Raw genomic sequence first — 20678 nt, 5'->3', positions numbered from 1 at the left:
GTGGTCAGGTTCGTGGGTCGTGTTCGTGTCAGGGCTGCAGGGGCGGCGTGGACGATTCCTCGCTGGGACCGGGGCCGATCGCATCAGTGGGGCTCACCTCGACAGCCGTCGCCGACAGCACGTTCGAGATCCAGACCCGCTGCCCCGCCTCGACGGGGATGGCGGCCTTGGCGGAGTACTTCACGAGGTGCCCGCTCACACTGAGGGTGATCTCGCCGTAGCCGTCAGCGGGGATCGCCGTGAGCACCCTCGCCTCGTGGCCGACAAGCGCCGACGTGCGTACCACCTCGTCGGTGCGCAGGTTCTTGATCTTGCGGGTGAACCAGATGGTGAACCAGCTGAACAGCAGGCCCATGGCGATGCCGACCGGCACTGATACCCACAACGTGCCCGCTGCCTGCTGCGCGATCGCGCCGCCGAAGCCGAAGGCCCCGATGAATGCGCTGATGCTGGCCAGCGACAGCACGTCACTGTCGAGGGGGCCGCCGTGGCCGGGCACGTCGAAGAACTCACCAATCAGTACCGCGACGACCAGGACGACCAGTCCCACGGTGCCGATGACCAGGAATTCCATGCGTTCCACCCCTCTGTCGGGCAAGTCTAGGGGTCTGCAGGATCACCGCCCCCCGCATTCGCCGGGGGCAGGGCAGGGCACACCCTGACAGGGGCGGTGCCGCATTGACCCCTGGTCACTGGTAAGGTGGGGTGCAGTGTCTTGAGGTACCCCTGCGTCTAGCTTCTCGACGCCCACCAGGCGTCGCAGGGTTTGCGATACCGGTTCGCCTCCAGCATCACCAGGAGCGCATCCGTGCTTCGCAACTTCAACGGAAAGGCCATCATGGCTACCGGAACTGTCAAGTGGTTCAACGCCGACAAGGGCTTCGGCTTCATCTCCCCCGACGACGGCTCGGCCGACGTCTTCGTGCACTTCTCGGCCATCCAGTCGAACGGCTACCGCAGCCTGAACGAGAACGACAAGGTCGAGTTCGAGGTCGAGCAGGGCCCCAAGGGCCTGCAGGCCAAGAGCGCCCGCGCCATCTGAGCACGGCCCGCTGAACACACCAGTTGAGTTCCGCTCACTGGCAGCAAGCACAAAGCCCGCCCCCAACCGGGGGCGGGCTTTGTCGTACCTGCTGGGTTCGTGCGCGCCGGATCAGCGGGCCGCGGTGCCCTCGACGTAGTCGGAATCCGCAGGCTTGACCCACGACATCAGCTTGCGCAGCTCGCGACCAACGGTCTCGATCTGGTGGGTCTCACCCTCGGCGCGCAGACGCTTGAACTCGGGGGCGCCGGCATCCTGGTCGTCGATGAAGCGCTTGGCAAACGCGCCGTTCTGGATGTCGGTCAGCACGGCCTTCATGTTCTGCTTGACCTGCGCGTCGATCACGCGGGGGCCCGAGACGTAGTCGCCGAACTCGGCGGTGTCCGAGATGCTCCAGCGCTGCTTGGCGATGCCGCCCTCGTACATCAGGTCGACGATCAGCTTCAGCTCGTGCAGGCACTCGAAATAGGCGACCTCGGGCTGGTAGCCGGCCTCGACCAGGGTCTCGAAGCCGGACATGATCAGCTGCGAGGCGCCACCGCAGAGCACGGCCTGCTCACCGAACAGGTCGGTCTCGGTCTCTTCGGTGAAGGTGGTCTGGATGCCACCGGCGCGCAGGCCACCGATCGCCTTGGCGTAGGCGAGGGCGAGGTCCCAGGCGTGGCCCGACGCGTCCTTCTCGACGGCGACGAGCACCGGCACACCACGGCCATCGGCGTACTCACGGCGCACGAGATGACCGGGGCCCTTGGGCGCCACCATGCAGACGTCGACACCCTCGGGGGCGGTGATGTAGCCGAAGCGGATGTTGAAGCCGTGCGCGAAGAACAGCGCGTCGCCCTCTTCGAGGTAGGGGGCGATCTCGTCGGCGTAGAGCTTGCGCTGCACCTGGTCGGGCGTGAGGATCATGATCAGGTCGGCTTCCTTGGCAGCCTCGGCGACGCTGACCACGCGCAGCCCTTCTGCCTCGGCCTTGGCGCGCGACTTGCTGCCCTCGGCCAGCCCGACGCGCACGTCGATGCCCGAGTCACGCAGGTTCAGGGCATGGGCGTGGCCCTGCGAGCCGTAGCCGATGATGGCGACCTGACGGTCCTGGATCAGCTGCAGGTCGGCGTCGTCGTCATAGAACATCTTGGCCATGAGTGGTGGTTCCCTTTCAGGTGGGTTCTGCCCGCGGGCGGGCGGCCCGCAGAACGTGTGTGGTGGGTTGGGTTCAATCCGCCAGCTCGCGCTGGCGGTCAGAACGGGTCTTGTCAGTGATGCCGCGTCCGCCGCGGCCGAGCGCGACGTGTCCCGAGCGCACCATCTCGATGACGCCGAAGGGCTCCAGCATCGACAGCAGCGCATCGAGCTTCTCACGGCTGCCGGTCGCCTCGATGGTGATCGACTCCGGGCTGACGTCCACGGCCTTGCCGCGGAACAGACCGACGGTGTCGATGATCTTCGAGCGGTTCTCGACGCCGGAACGCACCTTGACGAGCATCAGCTGGCGTTCGACCGAATTGGTGTCGAGCTCGACGACCTTGAGCACCTCGATCAGCTTGTGCAACTGCTTGGCGATCTGCTCCAGCGCCAGTTCGTCCTCGACACCCGCGACGACGGTCATGCGGCTGACCTCGGGGTTCTCGGTCGTGCCGACGGTCAGCGACTCGATGTTGAAGCCGCGGCGCGAGAAGAGGCCGGCGATCCGGGCGAGCACACCGGGACGGTTGTAGACCAGCACGCTCAGGGTATGGGTGTTCACAACGCTTCCTCTTCCCACTCGGGCGCCAGGTCCTTGGCGATCTTGATGTCGGAGTTGCTGGTGCCGGCCGCGACCATCGGCCAGACCATGGCGTCCTTGTTCACGACGAACTCGACCACGACGGGGCGGTCGTTGATCGCCATCGCCTGGGCCAGCACGTCCTCAACCTCTTCAGGGGTGGTGGCGCGCAACCCCACGCACCCCATCGCCTCCGCCAGCTTCGGGAAGTCGGGGATGCGGGCCGAATGCAGTTCGGTGTTGGAATAGCGCTTGTCGTAGAACAGGGTCTGCCACTGGCGCACCATGCCGAGCACCTGGTTGTTGATCACGGCAATCTTGACGGGGATGCCCTCGACGGCGCATGTGACCAGTTCCTGGTTGGTCATCTGGAAACAACCGTCGCCGTCGATGCCCCACACCACCGTGTCGGGATGGGCGACCTTGGCCCCCATGGCTGCGGGGACGCAGTAGCCCATCGTGCCCGCACCACCGGAGTTGAGCCACTTGCGGGGCTGCTCGTGCGGCAGGAAGTGAGCGGCCCACATCTGGTGCTGGCCGACGCCGGCAGCGAAGATCGCGTCGGGTCCGGCCACTTCACCGATGCGGCGAATGACGTATTGCGGGCTGAGCAGCTCACCCTCGACCGGCTCGTCCCCCGCGGTCGGGTAGCGCCGCTTCAGGCTGCCGACGAACTCGTGCCACTCGCCCAGGTCGGGCAGTTCGTGGTGGCGCAGTTCGGTGACGAGGCCGTTGAGCACTTCCTGGGCATCGCCCACGATGGGCAGGTCAGCCACCCGGTTCTTCGAGATCTCGGCCGGGTCGATGTCGGCGTGGATGACCTTGGCCTCGGGGGCGAACGTGTCCAGTCGTCCGGTGACCCGGTCGTCGAAGCGGGTGCCCACCGCGATGAGCAGGTCGGACCGCTGGATGGCGCCGACGGCCGCCACACTGCCGTGCATGCCCGGCATGCCCATGTTCAGCTCGTTGCTGTCGGGCAGCGCGCCGCGTGCCGTCAGCGTGGTCACCACCGGGATACCGGTGAGCTTGACCAGTTCGGCCAGCTCGTCGCTGGCATCGGCACGGACGACGCCACCGCCGACGTAGAGCACGGGGCGTTGCGACTCGGCGATCATGCGGGCCGCAGCCTTCAACTGGCGCACGTGGGGACGCGTGTTGGGTCGGTAGCTGGGCAGCTTGACCGACTCGGGCCACACGAACGGGGCCGAGTTCTCGAGCGCGTCCTTCGAGATGTCGACGAGCACCGGGCCGGGACGACCTGTGCTGGCGATGTGGAAGGCCTCCTTGATGGCGCGCGGGATGTCAGCGGCCTCCGTGATCAGGAAGTTGTGCTTGGTGATCGGCATCGTGATGCCGCGGATGTCAGCCTCCTGGAAGGCATCCGTGCCGATGAAGTTCGACTTGACCTGGCCGGTGATGGCCACGATCGGCACGGAGTCCATGTAGGCGTCAGCCAACGGGGTGACGAGGTTGGTCGCGCCGGGCCCGGACGTGGCCATGCAGACCCCGACGCGACCGGTCGAGGCGGCATAGCCCTCGGCGGCGTGGCCGGCGCCCTGTTCGTGGCGCACCAGGATGTGGCGCAGCTTGGAGTCGTACAGCGGGTCGTAGGCGGGCAGGATCGCGCCCCCGGGGATGCCGAAAACCACCTCTACACCCAACCGCTCCAGTGATGTCACCAGTGCCTGTGCACCGGTGAGGACGGTCGGGGCCTCTTCGGCTGCCATGTCGATTCCTTTCACCGAGTCGATGGGTTGTGTGAGCAGATTTCGTGCGAACGTGTCGTAGCAACAAAAAACCCCCGAGGCCACGGGCGGGCACACGAGGGAGCGCTGCGTCTACGGCGTCGAGACGTCAGCGCTGTGGAACTACGAGAATTCGGAACTGCACACGACCACAATCCCCCATCCAATCGCCCGGGTCAAGCGTGACGCCACCGGTCTCAGGTTCTGGACGGCCCAGGACGCACGGACGCCGACCGCGGGGATGCGGTCGGCGTCACGAGCGTGCAGTGGTGCGGAGTCACTCCACCGGGCGGGCCTTCAGCGAGACGAAGGCGTAGCCGAGCAGGGCGAACATCAGGCCCAGGCCGACGACCAGCGCGGCGACACCGTAGGTGATGACCGAGCTGAACAGCGACGAGCGCAGGAAGGCAGCGTTCATGACGGTGTTGCGCTGGCCCTGGGCCTTGTCGATGGCTGCCTGGGCGGTCTGCTTGTCAGAGTCGGTGGTGGCCTTCTCGAGGTCGGCCTTTGCCTTGTTGACATCAGTGCCCAGCTCGGCGTAGGTCTTGCCCTCCGAGGCCTTCAGCGCGTGCTTCTTGATGATCTCGGCCTGGCCGAAGGCGGTGAACGGACCCTCAACCTTCTTGCCGGCGACCGTCATGCCCATGACCTTGTCGGCATCGGCGGGGACGGTGATGCGCTCGTCCTTGAGCTGGCTGGTGACGACGTTCCAGGTGACGATGCCAGCAACGATCATGACGAGGCCGGCAACGATGGACAGGATGCCAATGATCTTGGCGGGCTTCGAGCTCATGGGGGGAGCCCTTTCTGGACGGCGGCTGGTGCCGCTGGGTGGATGACTACGACGCTCTGTAGTCGTTGAGAACGCTACCAGTCTGGTGATGTACCCCCGCAGGGGGTGGCATTAATTCGTGACTGAAGTCACCGGGTCGTCGAACGGGTCGGGACGAACACCGCTGAGCACACGACGAACGCCACCAGCAGCACCGCCCCGACACCGCTGAGCAATTGCGCCGCTGCCCCGGAACCGTCGGCCGGTACCCCGGCGAGCAAAACCTGGGGCAGTCCCACCCACGTCCAGAGCACCCAGGTCGCACCGGTGGTCAGCACCCACGGGTGCACCTTGGCCCTGGCCGTCCAGAGGCCGGCAGCCACCACCAGCGTGCCCGTCATGCCCCACGTCCAGCCCGGGTCCTGGGGGGCCAGCGCGGCGGTCAGGGCAAGTCCCAACCCCAGGACGGGGTCATGTCCCCACCAGCGCGCCGCGGCCCAGGCCGCCACCACCGCGACCACGACGGCGAACACCTGGGCAAGCTGTGCCGGTGAACCCACCCGCACCAGGGCCGCGACGAGCGACTGGTTGTCGACCTGCAGCCAATTGGACGGCAATGCCCCGGCGGGCTCGAGCATGGCTTCCGACTGCCCGCGGGCCACCATCCAACCGACAACCAGGCAGGCGGCCGCGGCACCAAAGGTCGTGAGCGCGACCCGGCGCCGTCCGGCAGACAGCATCGCCAGCGGCACCCAGAGCACCGGCAGCGCGATGGCAGCCACCACGCCCGTGAGCGTGCCCTGCGGCAGCACCCGGCGCCGCAACGCCATGTCGGCGTGCGGGTGGGGCACCACCAGGTCGACCACCACGACCCACACCAGCAGCACACTCACCTGCCCCACACCCAGTGCCATGCGCACCGGCTCGATGAGCAGCACGGCCAGGCAGCCGGCCACCACGAGACGCAGCCCCGTGAGCCCGAACAGGCGCCGCAGCAGCGACTGCACCGCGCTGGCCGACAACGCCGTGAGCAGCAGTTGCCACAGGACAGGCGTGAGCAGCGCCAGCGGCGCCATCAGCAGCGCGCCGAAGGGCGTCCAGGGGTAGTCGACACGTTGGTCGTCGCCGAGTGGTGCCCGGCCAGAGACCAGCTCGCCCGCGACCCAGCGCATCACGTCGAGCTGCGGCGTGCGGGGCGCCCATGGCCACAGGGTGCCGCCCTCGATGACCAGGGGCAGCACCACCAACGCGACCAACACCACGGGGCCTGTGGACACCAACCAACCCGTGACTCGTTGCGACCAGTCCGCGGTCTGCATGGACGAAGGGCGTGGGGCCACGGGCGCTGTGCGCCCGGTGGCACCTGTCATGCGCGCAGCGCCTCGAGCACCCCGTCGACCGAGGACGGCACGGCGTCAGGGTCGGCGTAGCGCGGGATGACGTGCACGTGCAGGTGGAAGACCTCCTGGCCGGCAATCGCGCCGGAGTTCACCACGAGGTTCACCCCGTCAGCCCCCAGCTTGTCGACCACCTGCTGGGCAACGCGGGTGACGAAGGGCGCCATCCGCACGAAAACCTCGCTGCCGTCACCCAGGTCACTGACATGCTCGAACGGCACGACCAGGGTGTGGCCGGGTGACTTGGGCTTGGCATCCAGGAAGGCGACGCCCACCTCGTCCTCGGCAACACGGTTGGCGGGGATCTCGCCGCTGGCGATGGCGCAGAAGATGCAGGTCATGCGGTTCACACTAGTGGGCCGATGCGCACCACGTTGTCGAGCGGCTCACCGGCGGCGAAGTGCTCGAGCTGGCGGCGCAGCAGGGCGTTTCGCCGCGGGAAGAACGCCGAGGAGTAGCCGCCGACGTGGGGTGAGAAGAGCACGTTCGCCGTGGTGCGCAGCGGGTGGTCGGCAGGCACGGGTTCGGGGTCGATGACATCAAGCGCGGCGCTGATGCGGCCACCGGCGCAGGCCTCGACCAGGGCGGCGGTGTCGACGATCGGGCCTCGTCCGGCGTTGACGACCAGTGCCCCGTCGGGCAGCGCGGCCAGTGCCTCGGCACCGATCAGCCCCCGGGTCTGGTCGGTGAGCGGGCTGATGATGAACAACACATCGGTCTGGGCGAGCACGTCGAGCAGGTCTGCGATGGCGCGCACCTCAACGTCGCGGCCGTCGAGCTGGTCGATGCGCGCACGGGTGGCGACCCTGGTGACCGAGCGGGGCTCGAAGCCCCGCACCCGGCGCTCGATCGCGCGGCCGATGCGACCGTAGCCCAGGATGGTCACCCGTGCGTCGGCCAGCCCGGTGCCCCAGCGGGGCTGCCAGACGCCGGCCACCTGGTCGCGGGCGTACTCATCGAGCCGGCGACCCCTGGCCAGTGCCAGGCTCAGCGCCAGTTCTGCCGTGGCGGCGTCGTGCACACCGGCGGCATTGCACAGCGTCACGCCCTCGGGGATGAACCGGTCGATGGCGTCAGTGCCGGCCATCTGGCCCTGCACCACCTTCAGCGACGCCAGTTCGCCCGCCCGTTGCAGGATCACGTCCTGGCGCTGGGCATACGGCAGTACCAGGAATTCCACCCGGTCAAGGCTCTCGGGCGGTTCGGTGTTGGTGATGAAGGGCACGAACTCCAGCGGCAGGTCGCCCAGGGTGGCGCGGGCCTGCTGCTCGGTCTCGAACGGCACCCAGGCGACGGGACGGTTCATGGGGACTCCTCGACAGGGATCAGTGGGTGGGGACTGTTGGTGCGCGACGCGCTCAGGCGCCGGTGCGCTCAGGCTCGGGCGCCGGCAGCGTGCGCACCTCGAACCCGGCTGCGGCCAGGCCCTGCTTGACCTCGGCGACGCCCAGCGTGCCGAAATGGAAGACGCTGGCGGCCAGCAGGGCATCGGCACCCACCCGGGCCGCATCGACGAAGTGGTCGACCGTGCCGGCCCCGCCCGAGGCGATCAGCGGCACGTCGACGACCTTGCGCACCGCCTCGAGCATCTCGAGGTCGAACCCGGCCGTGGTGCCGTCGGCATCCATGGAGTTGAGCAATACCTCACCCACGCCCCGGTCGACAGCCTCTGTGACCCATTCGATCGCGTCGAGGCCGGCACTCTGGCGTCCTCCGTGGGTGGTCACGCCGTACCCCGACGGCATGCCTGCCTCGCGGCGGGCGTCCAGGCTGAGCACCAGCACCTGGTTGCCGAACCGCCCGGCGATCTCGCTGATCGCTTCGGGTCTGCGGATCGCCCCGGTGTTCATGCCGACCTTGTCAGCCCCCGCGCGCAGCAGGCGGTCGACGTCCTCGACACCGCCCACCCCCCCGCCGACGGTCAGCGGGATGAACACCTGTTCGGCGCACCGCGACACCATGTCACGGGTGGTGGCGCGGGCCTCGGACGATGCCGAAATGTCCAGGAAGGTCAGCTCGTCTGCACCGGCGAGGTCATAGGCACGCGCCAGTTCGACGGGATCACCTGCATCGCGCAGGTTGACGAAGTTCACGCCCTTGACGACCCGACCGTCATGGACATCAAGACACGGGATCACACGGATAGCGACAGCCACCCTGCCACCCTATCCCCCGGCCGCCGGGCGCCCCGCGTCGTCCGGGCCCGGGCGGCGGGGTTTCATATGGACGGGTTTCGTAGCATGGGTACATGCCCATGCGCCATGACGAAGCCGACGCCACCGCTGCGAAGCCCGCTGCCGGAAAGCCTGCCGAAGCACAGCCCGCAGGGACCCAGGCTGCCATGGGCTCCGACGTGCTGGCGATGATCCTTGATGACCTGGTCACCATCCCGGGCACGAAATTCGGCATCGGGCTGGACGGCCTGCTCGGGCTCATCCCGGGCGTGGGGGACGGCGTGACGACCTCGCTGGGGGGCATCATCATGGTCGATGCCATCCGCCGCCGCGTGCCGGTCACCGTGCTGGTGAAGATGGCCATGAACCTGCTCGTCGACACCGCGCTCGGCTACGTGCCGCTGGTCGGCGATGCCGCGGACTTCGCCCACCGGGCGAATCGCAAGAACTACAAGCTGCTCAAGGCCGCCATCACCGAGGGCAGGTTCGAGACGCACGAGTCGTACGGCGCGTACATGGTCAAGGCGATCGGCATCCTGGTCGGTGTGCTGGTGCTGATGATCGGGTCGGCGGTCTTCGCCCTGTGGATGACGATCACCCTGCTCATGCAGTTGATCGGCTGACCGGCGTTCAGTCCTCGTCCGGGTCGAACTGGACGACGCCGCGCCGCATCTGGTCGACCACGATGCGGCACCGTCTGGCGAGGTCGTCGGCGGGCCCGGCAGGGGCGCCCCCACGGGCCAACGCGTCGGCCCGCATGCCGGCCGCGACCGCCAGCTGGCCCGCCATGTCGGCAACCTGGCGCACCCACCGCACGAAGTCACCCGCGGGCAGCTGCGCCCTCGCCAACACCTGTGCCAATGGCTGCCCGTCGGCCCAGGCATAGGCCGCCTCGGCGAATCCGATGTCGGGCTCGGGGCCACGCTCGAGCCGGTGGTCGCGTTCAACCAGGCCGACTTCGCGCCAGATCTCACGCAGCCGCGCCTGCGCTGCCGACGAGGGGTCGTCGGGCATGCGGCTCATGCGGCCCAGCTCGTTGCGGCGGGCCTCGTAGACCAGTGACGACATCACTGCCGCCAGTTGCGGCACATCAAGCTCGTCGAACACCCCGGCGCGCAGGGCCTGGGCGGCGACGAGGTCGAGCTCGGAATAGATGCGCGCGAGCATGCGCCCCGCCGGGGTGACCTGGTCGGGGTCGTCGACCTCGAGGTAGCCGAGCGAGGTCAGCACCAGGCAGATCTTGTCGAAGGTCGCGGCGATGGTGTTCGTGCGCCGCTCGAGTGCCCGCTGGGCCTGGTCGTATTCCCGTTCGAGTCGCATGGCGCGCTCTGCGAAGCGGGCGTGGCTCTCGCGGTCGGGGCAGGCGTGGCACGGGTGGGCCCGCAATTGCGCCCGCAGCCGGGCGATCTCGTCGGCCACCTGCTCGTCGGGACGCACCACCGCGACGGCGGGTACCGACGGGTCGAGTTCGTTCAGCCGGTGGTGCAGGCTCGCAGCCAGCGCCTTGCGCAGCGGTGGCTTGCGGGGGTCGAACTTCTTGGGGATGCGCACCTTGCCGACGCTGGCGGTCGGGGTCGGGAAGTCGCGCAGGGTCAACCGGACCAGTTCGCGTTCGACCGTCATCACCATGGGGTGGGGTTCGGCATCGCGTCCCCGGCCCGGGTCGATGACGGCCGCCCAACCCTGGTGGCGCCCACCGGTGACCCAGATGATGTCGCCGGGTTCGAGGCGAAGCAGTGACTCGATGGCCTCGGCGCCGGCGTTGCGTCGTCGTCCCTTGGCCTGTTCGGTCTCGAGCACCGAGATCTGCTCGCGCAGCGTGGCGTACTCGGTGAAATCGCCCCGGTCGCACTGGGCGGCCTCGAGGTACTGCGCGATGGCCTCGGCGTCGCGGGTGGCGGTGCGGGCGAGCCCCACCACGCTGCGGTCGGTCTGGAACTGGGCGAAGCTCTGCTCGAGCAGCCCACGCGCTGCCTCACGGCCCATGCGCCCCACCAGGTTCACGGCCATGTTGTACGTGGGCGCGAACGACGACTTCAGCGGATAGGTGCGCCGCGATGCCAGGCCGGCGACGGCACGGGGGTCGATGCCCGGCTGCCACATCACCACGGCGTGACCCTCGACGTCGATCCCCCGGCGCCCGGCGCGGCCGGTCAGCTGGGTGTATTCACCCGGCGTGATGTCGACGTGGGCTTCACCGTTGTACTTGACCAGCTTCTCGATCATGACCGTGCGGGCCGGCATGTTGATGCCCAGCGCGAGCGTCTCGGTGGCATAGACGACCTTGATCAGGCCGGCGGCGAAGCCCTCTTCGACGATGGCCTTGAATGCCGGCAGGATGCCGGCGTGGTGCGCGGCGACGCCACGCTGCAGGGCGTCGAGGAAGAAGTCGTAGTCGAGCACCTGTCGGTCGTGGATGCTGAGGCCCTCGGTGTGCCGGGCCGCGATCCGCTCGAGCCTGGCCGCCTCGGCGGGCGTGGTCAGCCGTGCCCCGCTGCCGACGAGCTGGCGCACCGCCCCGTCGCAGCCGGCCCGGCTGAAGATGAACACGATGGCGGGCAGCAGGTTGGCGCGTTCAAGGGTGATCACTGCACCCCAGCGGCTCGGCACCAGCCGGGGGCCGTCCTCGCCGCGCTCGCGGCCACGACTGTCCAGCCGCGATGCGGCGCCGCCGAACCTGCCCGAGCCGCGCGTCGACTGCTTGCCGCGCCCTGATCGTCCACGGGGTGCCCGGCGGTCGTCGCGCTGCCCGCGGGTCTCGGACTTGGCCAGCTTGACGAGTTCGGGATTGGCATCGGGAGCGGTGCGGCTGGGCAGCGCCACCGCGGTCGGCGCGTCGCCACTGAACACGTCATAGAGCTGGCGACCCGCCAGCACGTGCTGGTACAGCGGCACCGGCCGCCGTTCGGACAGCACCACGGCTACGTCGCCACGCACCTCGTCGAGCCAGGCACCGAACTCCTCGGCGTTGCTGACCGTCGCCGACAGGCTGACCAGGCTCACGCGTTCCGCCAGCCCCAGGATCACCTCTTCCCACACCGCGCCCCGGAACTTGTCGGCCAGGTAGTGCACCTCGTCCATGACGACATAGCCGAGGTTGTCGAGCGTGCGCGAGTCGGCATAGATCATGTTGCGCAGCACCTCGGTGGTCATCACCACAATCGGCGCCTCGCCATTGACCGAGGTGTCGCCGGTCAGCAGGCCCACATTCTCGGCGCCGTGGCGCTCGACCAGGTCGTGGAACTTCTGGTTCGACAGCGCCTTGATGGGGGTGGTGTAGAAGCACTTCGAGCCCTGCTGCAGCGCACAGAAGACGGCGAACTCGCCCACCACGGTCTTGCCGGCACCGGTCGGCGCGGCCACCAGCACCCCCCTGCCCGCCTCGACGTGGGCGCACGCCTCGACCTGGTAGTCGTCGAGGCGAAAGCTGTAGAGCTTGCTGAACTGCTCGAACAGCGGTCCGGGTGCCGGTACGGCCGGCGTGCCCCCGCCATCGGCGTCGAGCAGTTGCGCCATCTCGCGGTCGAGGTCGTCCATGTTCACGACCCTACTGCCGCAGGTGGTCGGACCGCCGCACATGGGCCCGGGGACGGTAGATGCTCAGCGCGGCCGGCTCGACCCGCACGGTGAGCGGCACGTCACCGAGGTATTCCCCGTCGGCCATGGCGAACATGTCGTCGCCGTCGATGGTGACCTCGCGTGCGCGCAATTGCTCAATGGCCGGGTCGCGGATGAACCGTCCGGAATACATCGCCGGCAGCAGGCGCAGCAGCGTCGCCCGGCTGACGGGGTGCACGACGGTGATGTCGAGCAGGCCGTCGGTGACGTCAGCCCCGGGGGCGATGTTCATGCCGCCGCCGAAGTAGCCGCTGCTGGCGACGGCGATGAGCATGGCGGGCAGTTGCCAGCGGCGCCCGTCGATGGTGATGCGGTAGGCCATGGGCTCGAAGCGGACCAGCTCCGACAGGGCCGTCCAGCCATAGGACAGCGCACCGAGCGGCAGGGAGGCCTCATTGGTGCGCAGGTTGACCTTGGCGTCATAGCCGGTGCTGACCACACAGCCGACGAAGCGCTGTTCGGCACCGTCAGCCAGCCTGCCCCGAGCGGCGTTGACGTCGATGCGGTCGACGACACCCTCGGCGACCACCCTGGTGGCCGCCTTGACCGACGTGGGGATGCCGACACCGCGGCAGAAGTCGTTGCCGGTGCCGGCGGGGATGATTCCGAGTCGCACGGGCGTGCCCGAACAGGCATTGACCCCGAGGTGCGCCATGCCGTCACCGCCGACGACCACGAGCGAGTCCGCCTGCCCGTTGGGCAGGTCCGGACGAGCACGCTCGACCGCCTGGATGGTGCGCAACCGGGCATCGTCAAAACTGGTGGTCTGGTGCACCTGCAGGTGGGCATCCGGGTGCGAGGCCACCAGTTCGGCGAGGATGCGCGGCAACAGCCGGTGGGCGCGGCCGTTCCCCGCCTTCGGGTTGACCACCACGGTCATGGTGGGCCCGTCGAATCGGGCGAGGTTCATTCGAAGCGCGGGTTCATTCGAAGTCAGGCTCGCCGATCTTGACGACGACGTCGCCGCCGCCTTCCTCAAGCTTCTTGGCCACCGACCTGTCGTGGATGTGGCAGATCACCTCGGAGATCAGGTACATCAGCGCCATGGGCACCGCCAGGGCCAGCATCGAGATGGGGTCAGTGCTGGGCGTCGCAATGGCGCCGAAGATGAAGCAGACGAAGATGGCGACCACGCGGCTCTTCGACAGCTGGGTGGCCTTGACCACGCCGAGCAGGTTCAGTGCGACCAGCACCACGGGCAGCAGGAAGCTGAGCCCGAAGACGAGCAACATCCGCAGTTCGAAGCTGAGGTAGTTGTTCATCTCGTTGATGTTCGTGGTGCCCGGCGGGTTGAAGCCCATCATGACCTCGAAGCCCTTGGGCAGCACGAGGTAGCCGACGGCGACGCCGAAGAGGAACAGCGGGATCGCCGCACCCATGAACCGCAGCGTGTACTTCTTCTCGTTCGACAGCAGGCCCGGCACGATGAAACTCCACAGCTGCCAGATCCAGATCGGGCAGCTGAAGATGAGGCCCGCCACGGCGGCAACCTTGACCTGCAGCGTGAAGCCGCCCATGATGCCGTCGGTGCTGAGGATGACCTCGCGGTCCGGATACTTCAGCAGGTAGGCATCCTTGGCGGCCAGGATGGGCTGGGTCATCAGGTCGGTGAGCAAGTGCGTGGTGTTCTCGATGATGAACGCCACGATGAGCACGACCACGAACGCAATGAAGCTGATGATCACCCGGTAGCGCAGCTCGCGCAGGTGGTCGACCAGCGCCATCGTGCCGTCGGGTGAATCGCTCTTGGGGGCGCGCAACCAGTCCGGCAGCACACCCTTGCGGGTCTCTCGTTCGACTACGCTCACCGTTCCCCCAGCCCTCGGCAGGCGGGCCGTCAGGCCTGCTGCTGCTTGTTCTCGACGTGGGCGTCGTCGACGTGGGCGACGGTGTCGTCAACGACAGTGGCGTCGATGACCTTGTCCTCCGCAGCCTGCTTGGTCTCAACCTCGGCCGAATCCGCCGGGGTCGACTTCAGGTCGCGGGTCTCTTCCTTGAACTCCCGGATCGCGCGGCCCGAGGCCTTGCCGATGCCCGCGAGGCGGCTGCCACCGAACAGCAGCAGTGCCACCGCGAGAATGATCAGAAGTTCCTGCCAGCCGAAGCCTGCCATGTCGTGTCCCTCGTTCAAGGTCGACACCATGCCGACCGTGTTCTGCAGCCCGCCGACTCCTCGGTGGGCCAGTGCTCGTCCATACTAGCGCCGCGCTGAACGCCCCAAACCGCCCTCATCGTGGTGGTTGGTGACCAGTTGCCCACCCGTGGACGACGTGAGCGGGTCGAGGTCCAACTGCCCCAGCAGCGCGCCGAGCTCTTCACCACGACGCCCCAACATCTTGACCTCTGCATACACGTCGCCGGCCTTGTGGAACAGCCAGACGGCATAGCTGATCATCGTGATGAGCCCTGCCACGGCGATGGCGAGGAACACCCAGACCCAGATCATGTGCGCCAGCCTAGCGGGTGGTCAACTGGTCGTAGGCCACCAGCGCAGCTCGCGCAGTCGCAGCGGCGCGTTGCTGGGCCGGGTGCGGCGCGACCAGGCGCACGTCGCCGGCCAGGCCGAGCAGCCGGTCGACCAGGTAGCCGGGCGCCGCCAGCGGCAGGGTCGCCCGCACCGGGAAGTCGGGGTCACCAGTCTCTTCGACCTCGCTCACGGGGTCGTACTCGACCAGGAAGCGTGCCGCCGGCGCCAGTTCGAGCACGGTACGTTCGCGGGGCGCATCGTCGACCCAGTCATCGGGCGCGGCGCCACGGTCGGTCACGGGGGTGCCCGTCGGCGATGCCTCGTGGATGCGGTTGACCTTGTACCAGCGCCAGCCCTGCTGGTCGACATCCCAGCCCTGCAGGTAGGCCGCTCCCCCGCGCACGACGGTGCGCACCGGGTCGACGACCGGCCTGGTGGTGCGTCCGCGGCTGGCGCCGTCATAGACCAGCGCCAGTTGCCGGCCCGCGGCCACAGCCGCAGCCACCACCTCACGCACGGCGCCGGCACCGGAATCCAACGCGACCTCGACATGGGCCTGCCGGCCGCCGGCGACGCGCTCAAGCTTGGCCAACGCGGTACGGCCGTGTGCGGCGGACTCGTCGTCGAGGGTCTCGACCAGCGCGCGCAGCGCCACCACCAGACTGGTCGCCTCACCGCGGGTCAGTTTCAGCGGCCGGTCGATGATGTCCGAGGGGAAGACCGTGATGCGGCCCTGCTGTTCGGCCTCGTCCTGGTCGAACTCGATCAGGTAGCCGTAGCCACCCACGGCGATCGCCTCGGTGTCGGCCCCGATCATGCACATGCGCTGCAGTTCATCGAGCAGCCGGGCCGGGTGCACCCGGAAATGCGCGGCTGCCTCGGTGACGGTGATGCCGGGTCGGTGCGCCAGCCACGGCACCATCACGAACCAGCGGGCCAGGTCGTCCCCGTTCTTCATGCCACTCCCTCCCCGTGTGCCGAGACCACGTCACGCAGGTGCCTGATGACGGCCTCACGCAGCGACGTCGGCTCGAGCACCAGCACATCGGCCCCGAACCGGGCCACTTCGCGCACCAGCGACGCGTCCCACGCATAGGCCACTGAGTACGCGGCATAGCCGTCGGGCACGTCGGCGTGCTCGGTCACCACCCCCCGGCGGCGCAAGCCTGGGGCATAGTCGCCGCGGATGGCCAGCACGGCCTGTTCGGCGTCTCGTTCAGGCTTGATGGACGCGACCAGCGCCGGGGCGTCCAGGTCGCCCGGCACCTCATAGGCGCCGGCCTCGCCGTAGGGCTCCGGGTCGCCCACCACCCGCGCCAGCTTGAACTTGCGCGCCTCACCGCGACTGCGGTCGAAGCCGATGACATACCAGCGTCCTGCCCGCTGGGCCATCACCCACGGCTCAAGGTCACGCTCGCGCACCTCACCGTTGTTGTTGCGATAGGTGAACCTGACCCGTCGGCGGGCGATGTTGGCGTCCCAGAACTCCTGGAACCCGGGTTCGGGTGCCCACAGGTCGGGCTGGGCGGCCTGGGTGATCGTCTCGTCGAGTTCGACCCCGGCGGCGGCCAGCTTCGTCAGCGCCTGCCGCGATTCCTCACCGACCGAGTGCTGGTTCCACAGCTGGCCGGCGACCGCGAGCATGGCGCGTTCCTCGGCGGTGAAGTCCACATCCGGCAGGGCCAGGTCACGCGATGGCAGCAGGTAGCACTCCTCCTCATCGATCCTGACGGTGCTGATCTCGACGCCGAGGTCGCGCAGCAGGTCCTTGTCGCGTTCGAACATGCGGTCAAGGTTCTCGTTGCGCGGCAGGTCGCGGTAACGGTCGACGGCGTCATAGATGCGTGACTTCGGCAGCGGCTGGTGGGTCGACTGCAGCACGAAGAACAACTGCATCGCACGTTCAGTGTTCTTCTTGGCCGTCCTGGCCGCGCTCGCCGTGCCACCGCTGCGTGGCCTGCCTGCCATGGGTCCACCCCTTCTTGCGCCGACCGGTCCCGGGGGCATGCGTTCCCGGGTGTGTGCGGCTACCTGTGGCGAGGCTAGCAGTGCCATGATCGCTTGCGAATGAAGGGAGACCCCCGTGGCCGGACGCTACGCCCCCAGTCCCACCTCTGACCTGCACCTGGGCAACCTGCGCACGGCACTGTTGGCCTGGGTATTCGCCCGGCGGTCGGGGCTGCGACTGCTGGTGCGCATCGAGGACCTCGACCAACAACGCGTGGGCGCGGCCCGCGGTGTCGCGCAACGACAGTTGGACGACCTCGCGGCCATCGGGCTCGACTGGAGTCCCCCGGTGGTGCGCCAGTCCGACCGACTGGGGCTCTATGCCAGCGTCATCGCGGGCCTGGACACCTATGAGTGCTTCTGCACACGGCGCGAGGTCGCCGAGGCTGCCCAGGCACCCCAGGCGAGCCGGCCGGATGCCGTCACACTGCCAGAGGGTGCCTACCCCGGTACCTGCGCCCACCTCAGCGGGGCCGAACGTGCCAGGCGTCGCCGGGAGCGGCCCGGTGCGCTGCGGGTGCGGGCCGACGCCGCCACGGTCACCGTGCACGACCGGTTCGCCGGTGAGGTCACCGGCATCGTCGACGACTTCGTGGTGGCCCGGGGCGATGGCACCCCCGCCTACAACCTGGCAACCGTCGTGGACGACGGGGTCCAGGGGGTCACCCAGGTGGTGCGCGGCGACGACCTGCTGGGCTCCTCGCCCCGGCAGGCGTGGCTCGCCACGCAGCTCGGCCACCCTGTGCCCGACTATGTGCACGTCGGCCTGGCGGTCAATGCCCGCGGTGTGCGGCTGGCCAAGCGGGACGGGGCCGTGAGCCTCGCCGACCTGGCCGCGCTGGGCCACGATGCCGGCGAGGTGCGCGGCTGGCTGCTGGCTTCGCTCGGCCTCGACCCGTGGCTGGGCAATGACGAGCTGCTGCGGTTGCCGGACGAGGCATTCGCGCGGGCCAACGAGCAGTGGGTGGTCGATGCCGACGAGTGGGTCACACCCTGACGGCACCAGAACCTGCTTTTGCTGCACCGGCGCAGCAGCTGCATGCGCCCCCGCCACCGGGATGGTGACAGGGGCGTTGACGATGCGGGACGTCGGGGACTACGCGCCCTCGGTGGCCAGCAGCAGGTCGATCACGTACACGGTGGTCTCGCCGGCGGGGTAGGACGGGGTGGAGTTGCCCTTGGGGTAGCCCTCGGACGGGGGCACGACCAGCAGCACGCGCGAACCCACGGTCTGGCCCGTGAGGCCCTTGCGCCACCCGGTGATCAGCGTGTTCAGCACGGCCTGCTCGGGCCCGCTGGTGTAGTTGTTGGCGAGCAGGGTGCCGTTCCAGGCCACGCCAACGTAGTTGGCGACGATGGTGTCGGTTTCCTTGACCACGGGGCCGGTGCCCTTGATCAGCGGCTGGGTCACCAGCGCGGACGGCTTGGTGGCACTGCCGATCGTGATGGTGGGGGCCTTGCCTGCGCCGTTGTCCTTGACAGTCGGCAATCCGGCGGCGGGGGTCACCGCGGCACCGGCGGGGCCGGTGAGCTGCGACTGCACGATGTCGACCACGAAGATGAGTGAGTCGGTCGCCAGGATGCCGGCCTGGGGGTTGCCCTGGGCGTAGCCGTCCTTGGGGGTCATCATGATCAGCACCCGCGAGCCGACCTTCTTGCCCTCGAGCCCGGTGCGGAAACCGGTGATGACCTGGTCGAGCGGGAACGTGACGGGCTTGCCGCCAGTCTTGAAACTGGTGTCGAACGACTGGCCTGTGCGGGCATTGATCCCGGTGTAGTTCACCTGAACCGTGCCATTCTTCGGCACGACCGCCCCGGTGCCCTCCGAGAGCACCTTGGCCTGGGTCGCGGCGATGGCCAGCGGCCACTTCGCGGTCACTGCAGGGGCCTGGCCGAAGTTGCCACCGACGCTGATGGCGTCAAGGTTGCTGACGGTACTCGGAGCCACCGAGGGCGATGCGCTGCCCGAGCCCGAAACGGACGGTGAGGCCACCGCAGAGGTCATGGTGCTGCTCGGCAACAGGGTCGACTGGCCGGTCGGGTCATCACCACCATTCCCGGTGCATGCCGTGAGCCCGAGGGCGGCAGCGAGGATGGCGGAAACCACCACCGGCCCACGCAGGGCACGGCGACGAGCAGGAGTGTTGGCCGACTTGTTCATGCGCACCCGTGCAGGCTACCCGACGACGGACGCAGGTCACGAACGCAGCACGGCTCACGGGACCGGCGTGCCCGCGGTCGGCGGCTGGGTGACTGGTGGCTGGAACCCCACCGACCCCCCGCGGCGCGGTTCAGTGTTCATCCGCTCGATCAGCCGGTCCACCCGGGGGTCCTCACTGGCGAGGGGGTCGGCGAGCACGATGGTGCCGTCGCTGAGGTCTCGGCACGTGAAGGTCATCCAGTCGACCGTGAAGTCGCGCTGTGCTGCCTTTGCTGCGGCGATCAGTCGTCCCCGCAACCGCGCCCGGGTGTTGCTCAGCGGGTGGGTCATCGCCTGGGCCACCTCGACCAACTCGACGAGGTGGTCGCAGTGGCCGGCCACCTCGGCGTGGGCGAACAGCCCCCGGGCCCGCGCGTCGGCACCGCGGTGGATGTCGTGGTAGGCCAGGTCGATCTCGGCCAGCTGTGGCGACTGGTTGCTGAGCTTGTGGCGCTGGGCGTACTGCACCAGCATGTGTTCCTTGATGGCCCAGTCGATCGTCCGTTCGATGCGGGCATGCTGTCGGTCGGCCACGGCCTCGAGCACTGTCTGCCACAGCTGGTGGGCCTGGGCCAGTTCCTGGTCGTCGACGTAGTCGGCGGTGATCTGGTGCATCTTGTCGAGCACGTCGAGCGGTGTGACCATGCGGCCATTGACCTGCTCGATGCGGGCCCGGCCGTCGCGATGCCTGGCCACCTCGCGGATGGCCCCTGCCGGATCGGCCAGTGCGAACTCCTCGAACAGGTGGCCGTCCTCGATCGCCCGCAGCATCAGCTCCGTGGCGCCGTAGCGCAGCAGCACGGTGGGCTGGGACAGGTTCGAATCACCCGCCATCACGTGCAGCCGCCGGTACTTCTTCGGGTCGGCGTGCGGTTCGTCGCGGGAGTTCACCAGGGGTCTGGCCCGGGTGGTCGTCGACGACACCGGGTCCCACAGGTGCGCCGCGCGCTGCGAGAGCCACAACTTGCCCACACCGTTCTCGACCACCCACTTGCCCGCGCCGCACAGCAGTTGCCGCACGACGAGGAAGGGGGTGAGCGAGTCGACCCATTCGTTGAGGGTGCGCTCGCGGGTGACCTGGTAGTTCTCGTGGCTGCCATAGGAATGGCCGGTCGAATCGGTGTTGTTCTTGTAGACCTGCACCCGGGCGGTGATGCCCTCGTCCTGCAGCATGGCCAGCGCACGGTCGGCCAGGTCGTCGATGATGCGGTCCCCCGCCCGTTCCGCGACGATCAGGTCGCTGATCCGGTCACATTCGGGGGTGGCGTACTCAGGGTGCGAACCCACGTCGAGGTAGAGCCGTCCACCGTTCTTGAGGAACACATTGGTGGTGCCAGACCGCGTCACCAGCGGCCGGAACAACTGCTGGGCCGCCTCGTCGGGGCTGAGGGGGCGCCACATCTCTTCGGTGACGCCCGCCACCTCGCGCTGGCGCAGCACCTGCATCGCCAGCCCGTACTCGGTCTCCTGACCGCGGATCCGTCGCTTCACGGT

Annotated in this window: 21 protein-coding genes; 3 read left to right on the top strand and 18 right to left on the bottom strand. The window is 68.5% G+C overall.

The window, feature by feature from the left end:
* Nucleotides 1–28: 28 nt before the first annotated feature.
* Complete coding sequence (locus ACQCX5_RS00180) at nt 29–574, bottom strand: NfeD family protein (RefSeq protein ID WP_434540013.1); 546 nt, start codon at nt 572–574, stop codon at nt 29–31.
* Between the two features lie 264 nt (nt 575–838).
* On the opposite strand from ACQCX5_RS00180, the gene ACQCX5_RS00175 reads away from it, so the two are divergent.
* A complete protein-coding gene (locus tag ACQCX5_RS00175) occupies nt 839–1042 on the top strand; it encodes a cold-shock protein (RefSeq protein WP_434540012.1) in 204 nt (67 codons plus the stop codon).
* 111 nt (nt 1043–1153) lie between these two features.
* Here ACQCX5_RS00175 and ilvC read toward each other — a convergent pair whose 3' ends face one another.
* From ilvC to hisF, 8 genes are all read right to left on the bottom strand, one after another.
* The gene (gene ilvC, locus ACQCX5_RS00170) at nt 1154–2182 is read right to left on the bottom strand and encodes a ketol-acid reductoisomerase (RefSeq protein ID WP_434540011.1); all 1029 of its coding nucleotides are present in this window, start codon (nt 2180–2182) and stop codon (nt 1154–1156) included.
* 73 nt (nt 2183–2255) lie between these two features.
* A complete protein-coding gene (gene ilvN, locus ACQCX5_RS00165; RefSeq protein WP_434540010.1) occupies nt 2256–2786 on the bottom strand; it encodes an acetolactate synthase small subunit in 531 nt (176 codons plus the stop codon).
* Nucleotides 2783–4531, bottom strand: a complete 1749-nt coding sequence (locus ACQCX5_RS00160; protein ID WP_434540009.1) for an acetolactate synthase large subunit — start codon at nt 4529–4531, stop codon at nt 2783–2785. The genes ilvN and ACQCX5_RS00160 overlap by 4 nt, the downstream gene beginning before the upstream one ends.
* Nucleotides 4532–4826: 295 nt before the next feature.
* Entirely contained in the window at nt 4827–5342 is a 516-nt protein-coding gene (locus tag ACQCX5_RS00155) for an aromatic ring-opening dioxygenase LigA (protein ID WP_434540008.1), read from the bottom strand.
* 128 nt (nt 5343–5470) lie between these two features.
* Complete coding sequence (locus ACQCX5_RS00150; protein ID WP_434540007.1) at nt 5471–6598, bottom strand: glycosyltransferase family 87 protein; 1128 nt, start codon at nt 6596–6598, stop codon at nt 5471–5473.
* Between the two features lie 89 nt (nt 6599–6687).
* A complete protein-coding gene (locus ACQCX5_RS00145; protein WP_434540006.1) occupies nt 6688–7059 on the bottom strand; it encodes an HIT family protein in 372 nt (123 codons plus the stop codon).
* Between the two features lie 5 nt (nt 7060–7064).
* Nucleotides 7065–8024 carry an NAD(P)-dependent oxidoreductase gene (locus tag ACQCX5_RS00140; protein ID WP_434540005.1) on the bottom strand — a complete coding sequence of 320 codons (960 nt, stop codon included), beginning with the start codon at nt 8022–8024 and terminating at the stop codon, nt 7065–7067.
* 52 nt (nt 8025–8076) lie between these two features.
* Nucleotides 8077–8874: an imidazole glycerol phosphate synthase subunit HisF gene (hisF, locus tag ACQCX5_RS00135; RefSeq protein ID WP_434540004.1), complete on the bottom strand. Its 798-nt coding sequence runs from the start codon at nt 8872–8874 to the stop codon at nt 8077–8079.
* A 92-nt stretch (nt 8875–8966) separates the two neighbouring features.
* On the opposite strand from hisF, the gene ACQCX5_RS00130 reads away from it, so the two are divergent.
* Nucleotides 8967–9515, top strand: coding sequence for a DUF4112 domain-containing protein (locus tag ACQCX5_RS00130; protein WP_434540003.1), 549 nt, complete (start codon nt 8967–8969; stop codon nt 9513–9515).
* 7 nt (nt 9516–9522) lie between these two features.
* Here the strand turns inward: ACQCX5_RS00130 and ACQCX5_RS00125 are convergent, their stop codons facing one another.
* The 7 genes from ACQCX5_RS00125 to ACQCX5_RS00095 all read right to left on the bottom strand — a co-directional run bounded on the left by ACQCX5_RS00125 (nt 9523) and on the right by ACQCX5_RS00095 (nt 16945).
* Nucleotides 9523–12408, bottom strand: coding sequence for a DEAD/DEAH box helicase (locus tag ACQCX5_RS00125; RefSeq protein ID WP_434540688.1), 2886 nt, complete (start codon nt 12406–12408; stop codon nt 9523–9525).
* A gap of 31 nt (nt 12409–12439) precedes the next feature.
* Nucleotides 12440–13420, bottom strand: coding sequence for a diacylglycerol/lipid kinase family protein (locus tag ACQCX5_RS00120; RefSeq protein WP_434540002.1), 981 nt, complete (start codon nt 13418–13420; stop codon nt 12440–12442).
* A 13-nt stretch (nt 13421–13433) separates the two neighbouring features.
* Nucleotides 13434–14318 carry a twin-arginine translocase subunit TatC gene (tatC, locus tag ACQCX5_RS00115; protein WP_434540001.1) on the bottom strand — a complete coding sequence of 295 codons (885 nt, stop codon included), beginning with the start codon at nt 14316–14318 and terminating at the stop codon, nt 13434–13436.
* 29 nt (nt 14319–14347) lie between these two features.
* Nucleotides 14348–14623 (bottom strand): twin-arginine translocase TatA/TatE family subunit, encoded by a 276-nt coding sequence (gene tatA, locus ACQCX5_RS00110; protein WP_434540687.1) that lies wholly within the window; start codon nt 14621–14623, stop codon nt 14348–14350.
* 84 nt (nt 14624–14707) lie between these two features.
* On the bottom strand, nt 14708–14956 hold the full coding sequence (locus ACQCX5_RS00105) for a hypothetical protein (RefSeq protein WP_434540000.1): 249 nt from the start codon (nt 14954–14956) through the stop codon (nt 14708–14710).
* A gap of 10 nt (nt 14957–14966) precedes the next feature.
* The gene (locus tag ACQCX5_RS00100) at nt 14967–15935 is read right to left on the bottom strand and encodes a helix-turn-helix transcriptional regulator (protein WP_434539999.1); all 969 of its coding nucleotides are present in this window, start codon (nt 15933–15935) and stop codon (nt 14967–14969) included.
* Entirely contained in the window at nt 15932–16945 is a 1014-nt protein-coding gene (locus tag ACQCX5_RS00095; RefSeq protein WP_434539998.1) for a helix-turn-helix transcriptional regulator, read from the bottom strand. The genes ACQCX5_RS00100 and ACQCX5_RS00095 overlap by 4 nt, the downstream gene beginning before the upstream one ends.
* A 115-nt stretch (nt 16946–17060) precedes the next feature.
* On the opposite strand from ACQCX5_RS00095, the gene gluQRS reads away from it, so the two are divergent.
* Nucleotides 17061–17981 carry a tRNA glutamyl-Q(34) synthetase GluQRS gene (gene gluQRS / locus ACQCX5_RS00090; RefSeq protein WP_434539997.1) on the top strand — a complete coding sequence of 307 codons (921 nt, stop codon included), beginning with the start codon at nt 17061–17063 and terminating at the stop codon, nt 17979–17981.
* A gap of 99 nt (nt 17982–18080) precedes the next feature.
* Here gluQRS and ACQCX5_RS00085 read toward each other — a convergent pair whose 3' ends face one another.
* Nucleotides 18081–19145 carry an FKBP-type peptidyl-prolyl cis-trans isomerase gene (locus ACQCX5_RS00085; protein WP_434540686.1) on the bottom strand — a complete coding sequence of 355 codons (1065 nt, stop codon included), beginning with the start codon at nt 19143–19145 and terminating at the stop codon, nt 18081–18083.
* 54 nt (nt 19146–19199) lie between these two features.
* A complete protein-coding gene (locus ACQCX5_RS00080) occupies nt 19200–20675 on the bottom strand; it encodes a proteasome accessory factor PafA2 family protein (protein WP_434539996.1) in 1476 nt (491 codons plus the stop codon).
* Nucleotides 20676–20678 lie beyond the last annotated feature (3 nt).

Origin of the sequence: Aestuariimicrobium sp. G57 (assembly GCF_050110855.1) — a bacterium.
Taxonomy (GTDB): Bacteria; Actinomycetota; Actinomycetes; order Propionibacteriales; family Propionibacteriaceae; genus Aestuariimicrobium.
This window is presented reverse-complemented; position numbering and strand designations above follow the sequence as displayed.

What these genes read in the sequence shown, in the direction of transcription:
- ACQCX5_RS00120 (WP_434540002.1), bottom strand. Translation starts at nt 13,420, where the DNA reads ATGAACCTCGCCCGATTCGACGGGCCCACCATGACCGTGGTGGTCAAC.
- ACQCX5_RS00180 (WP_434540013.1), bottom strand. Translation starts at nt 574, where the DNA reads ATGGAATTCCTGGTCATCGGCACCGTGGGACTGGTCGTCCTGGTCGTC.
- ACQCX5_RS00085 (WP_434540686.1), bottom strand. Translation starts at nt 19,145, where the DNA reads ATGAACAAGTCGGCCAACACTCCTGCTCGTCGCCGTGCCCTGCGTGGG.
- ACQCX5_RS00105 (WP_434540000.1), bottom strand. Translation starts at nt 14,956, where the DNA reads ATGATCTGGGTCTGGGTGTTCCTCGCCATCGCCGTGGCAGGGCTCATC.
- ACQCX5_RS00095 (WP_434539998.1), bottom strand. Translation starts at nt 16,945, where the DNA reads ATGGCAGGCAGGCCACGCAGCGGTGGCACGGCGAGCGCGGCCAGGACG.
- ACQCX5_RS00100 (WP_434539999.1), bottom strand. Translation starts at nt 15,935, where the DNA reads ATGAAGAACGGGGACGACCTGGCCCGCTGGTTCGTGATGGTGCCGTGG.
- ACQCX5_RS00125 (WP_434540688.1), bottom strand. Translation starts at nt 12,408, where the DNA reads ATGGCGCAACTGCTCGACGCCGATGGCGGGGGCACGCCGGCCGTACCG.
- ACQCX5_RS00145 (WP_434540006.1), bottom strand. Translation starts at nt 7,059, where the DNA reads ATGACCTGCATCTTCTGCGCCATCGCCAGCGGCGAGATCCCCGCCAAC.
- ACQCX5_RS00160 (WP_434540009.1), bottom strand. Translation starts at nt 4,531, where the DNA reads ATGGCAGCCGAAGAGGCCCCGACCGTCCTCACCGGTGCACAGGCACTG.
- ACQCX5_RS00175 (WP_434540012.1), top strand. Translation starts at nt 839, where the DNA reads ATGGCTACCGGAACTGTCAAGTGGTTCAACGCCGACAAGGGCTTCGGC.
- ACQCX5_RS00140 (WP_434540005.1), bottom strand. Translation starts at nt 8,024, where the DNA reads ATGAACCGTCCCGTCGCCTGGGTGCCGTTCGAGACCGAGCAGCAGGCC.
- ACQCX5_RS00130 (WP_434540003.1), top strand. Translation starts at nt 8,967, where the DNA reads ATGCCCATGCGCCATGACGAAGCCGACGCCACCGCTGCGAAGCCCGCT.
- ilvC (WP_434540011.1), bottom strand. Translation starts at nt 2,182, where the DNA reads ATGGCCAAGATGTTCTATGACGACGACGCCGACCTGCAGCTGATCCAG.
- ACQCX5_RS00155 (WP_434540008.1), bottom strand. Translation starts at nt 5,342, where the DNA reads ATGAGCTCGAAGCCCGCCAAGATCATTGGCATCCTGTCCATCGTTGCC.
- tatA (WP_434540687.1), bottom strand. Translation starts at nt 14,623, where the DNA reads ATGGCAGGCTTCGGCTGGCAGGAACTTCTGATCATTCTCGCGGTGGCA.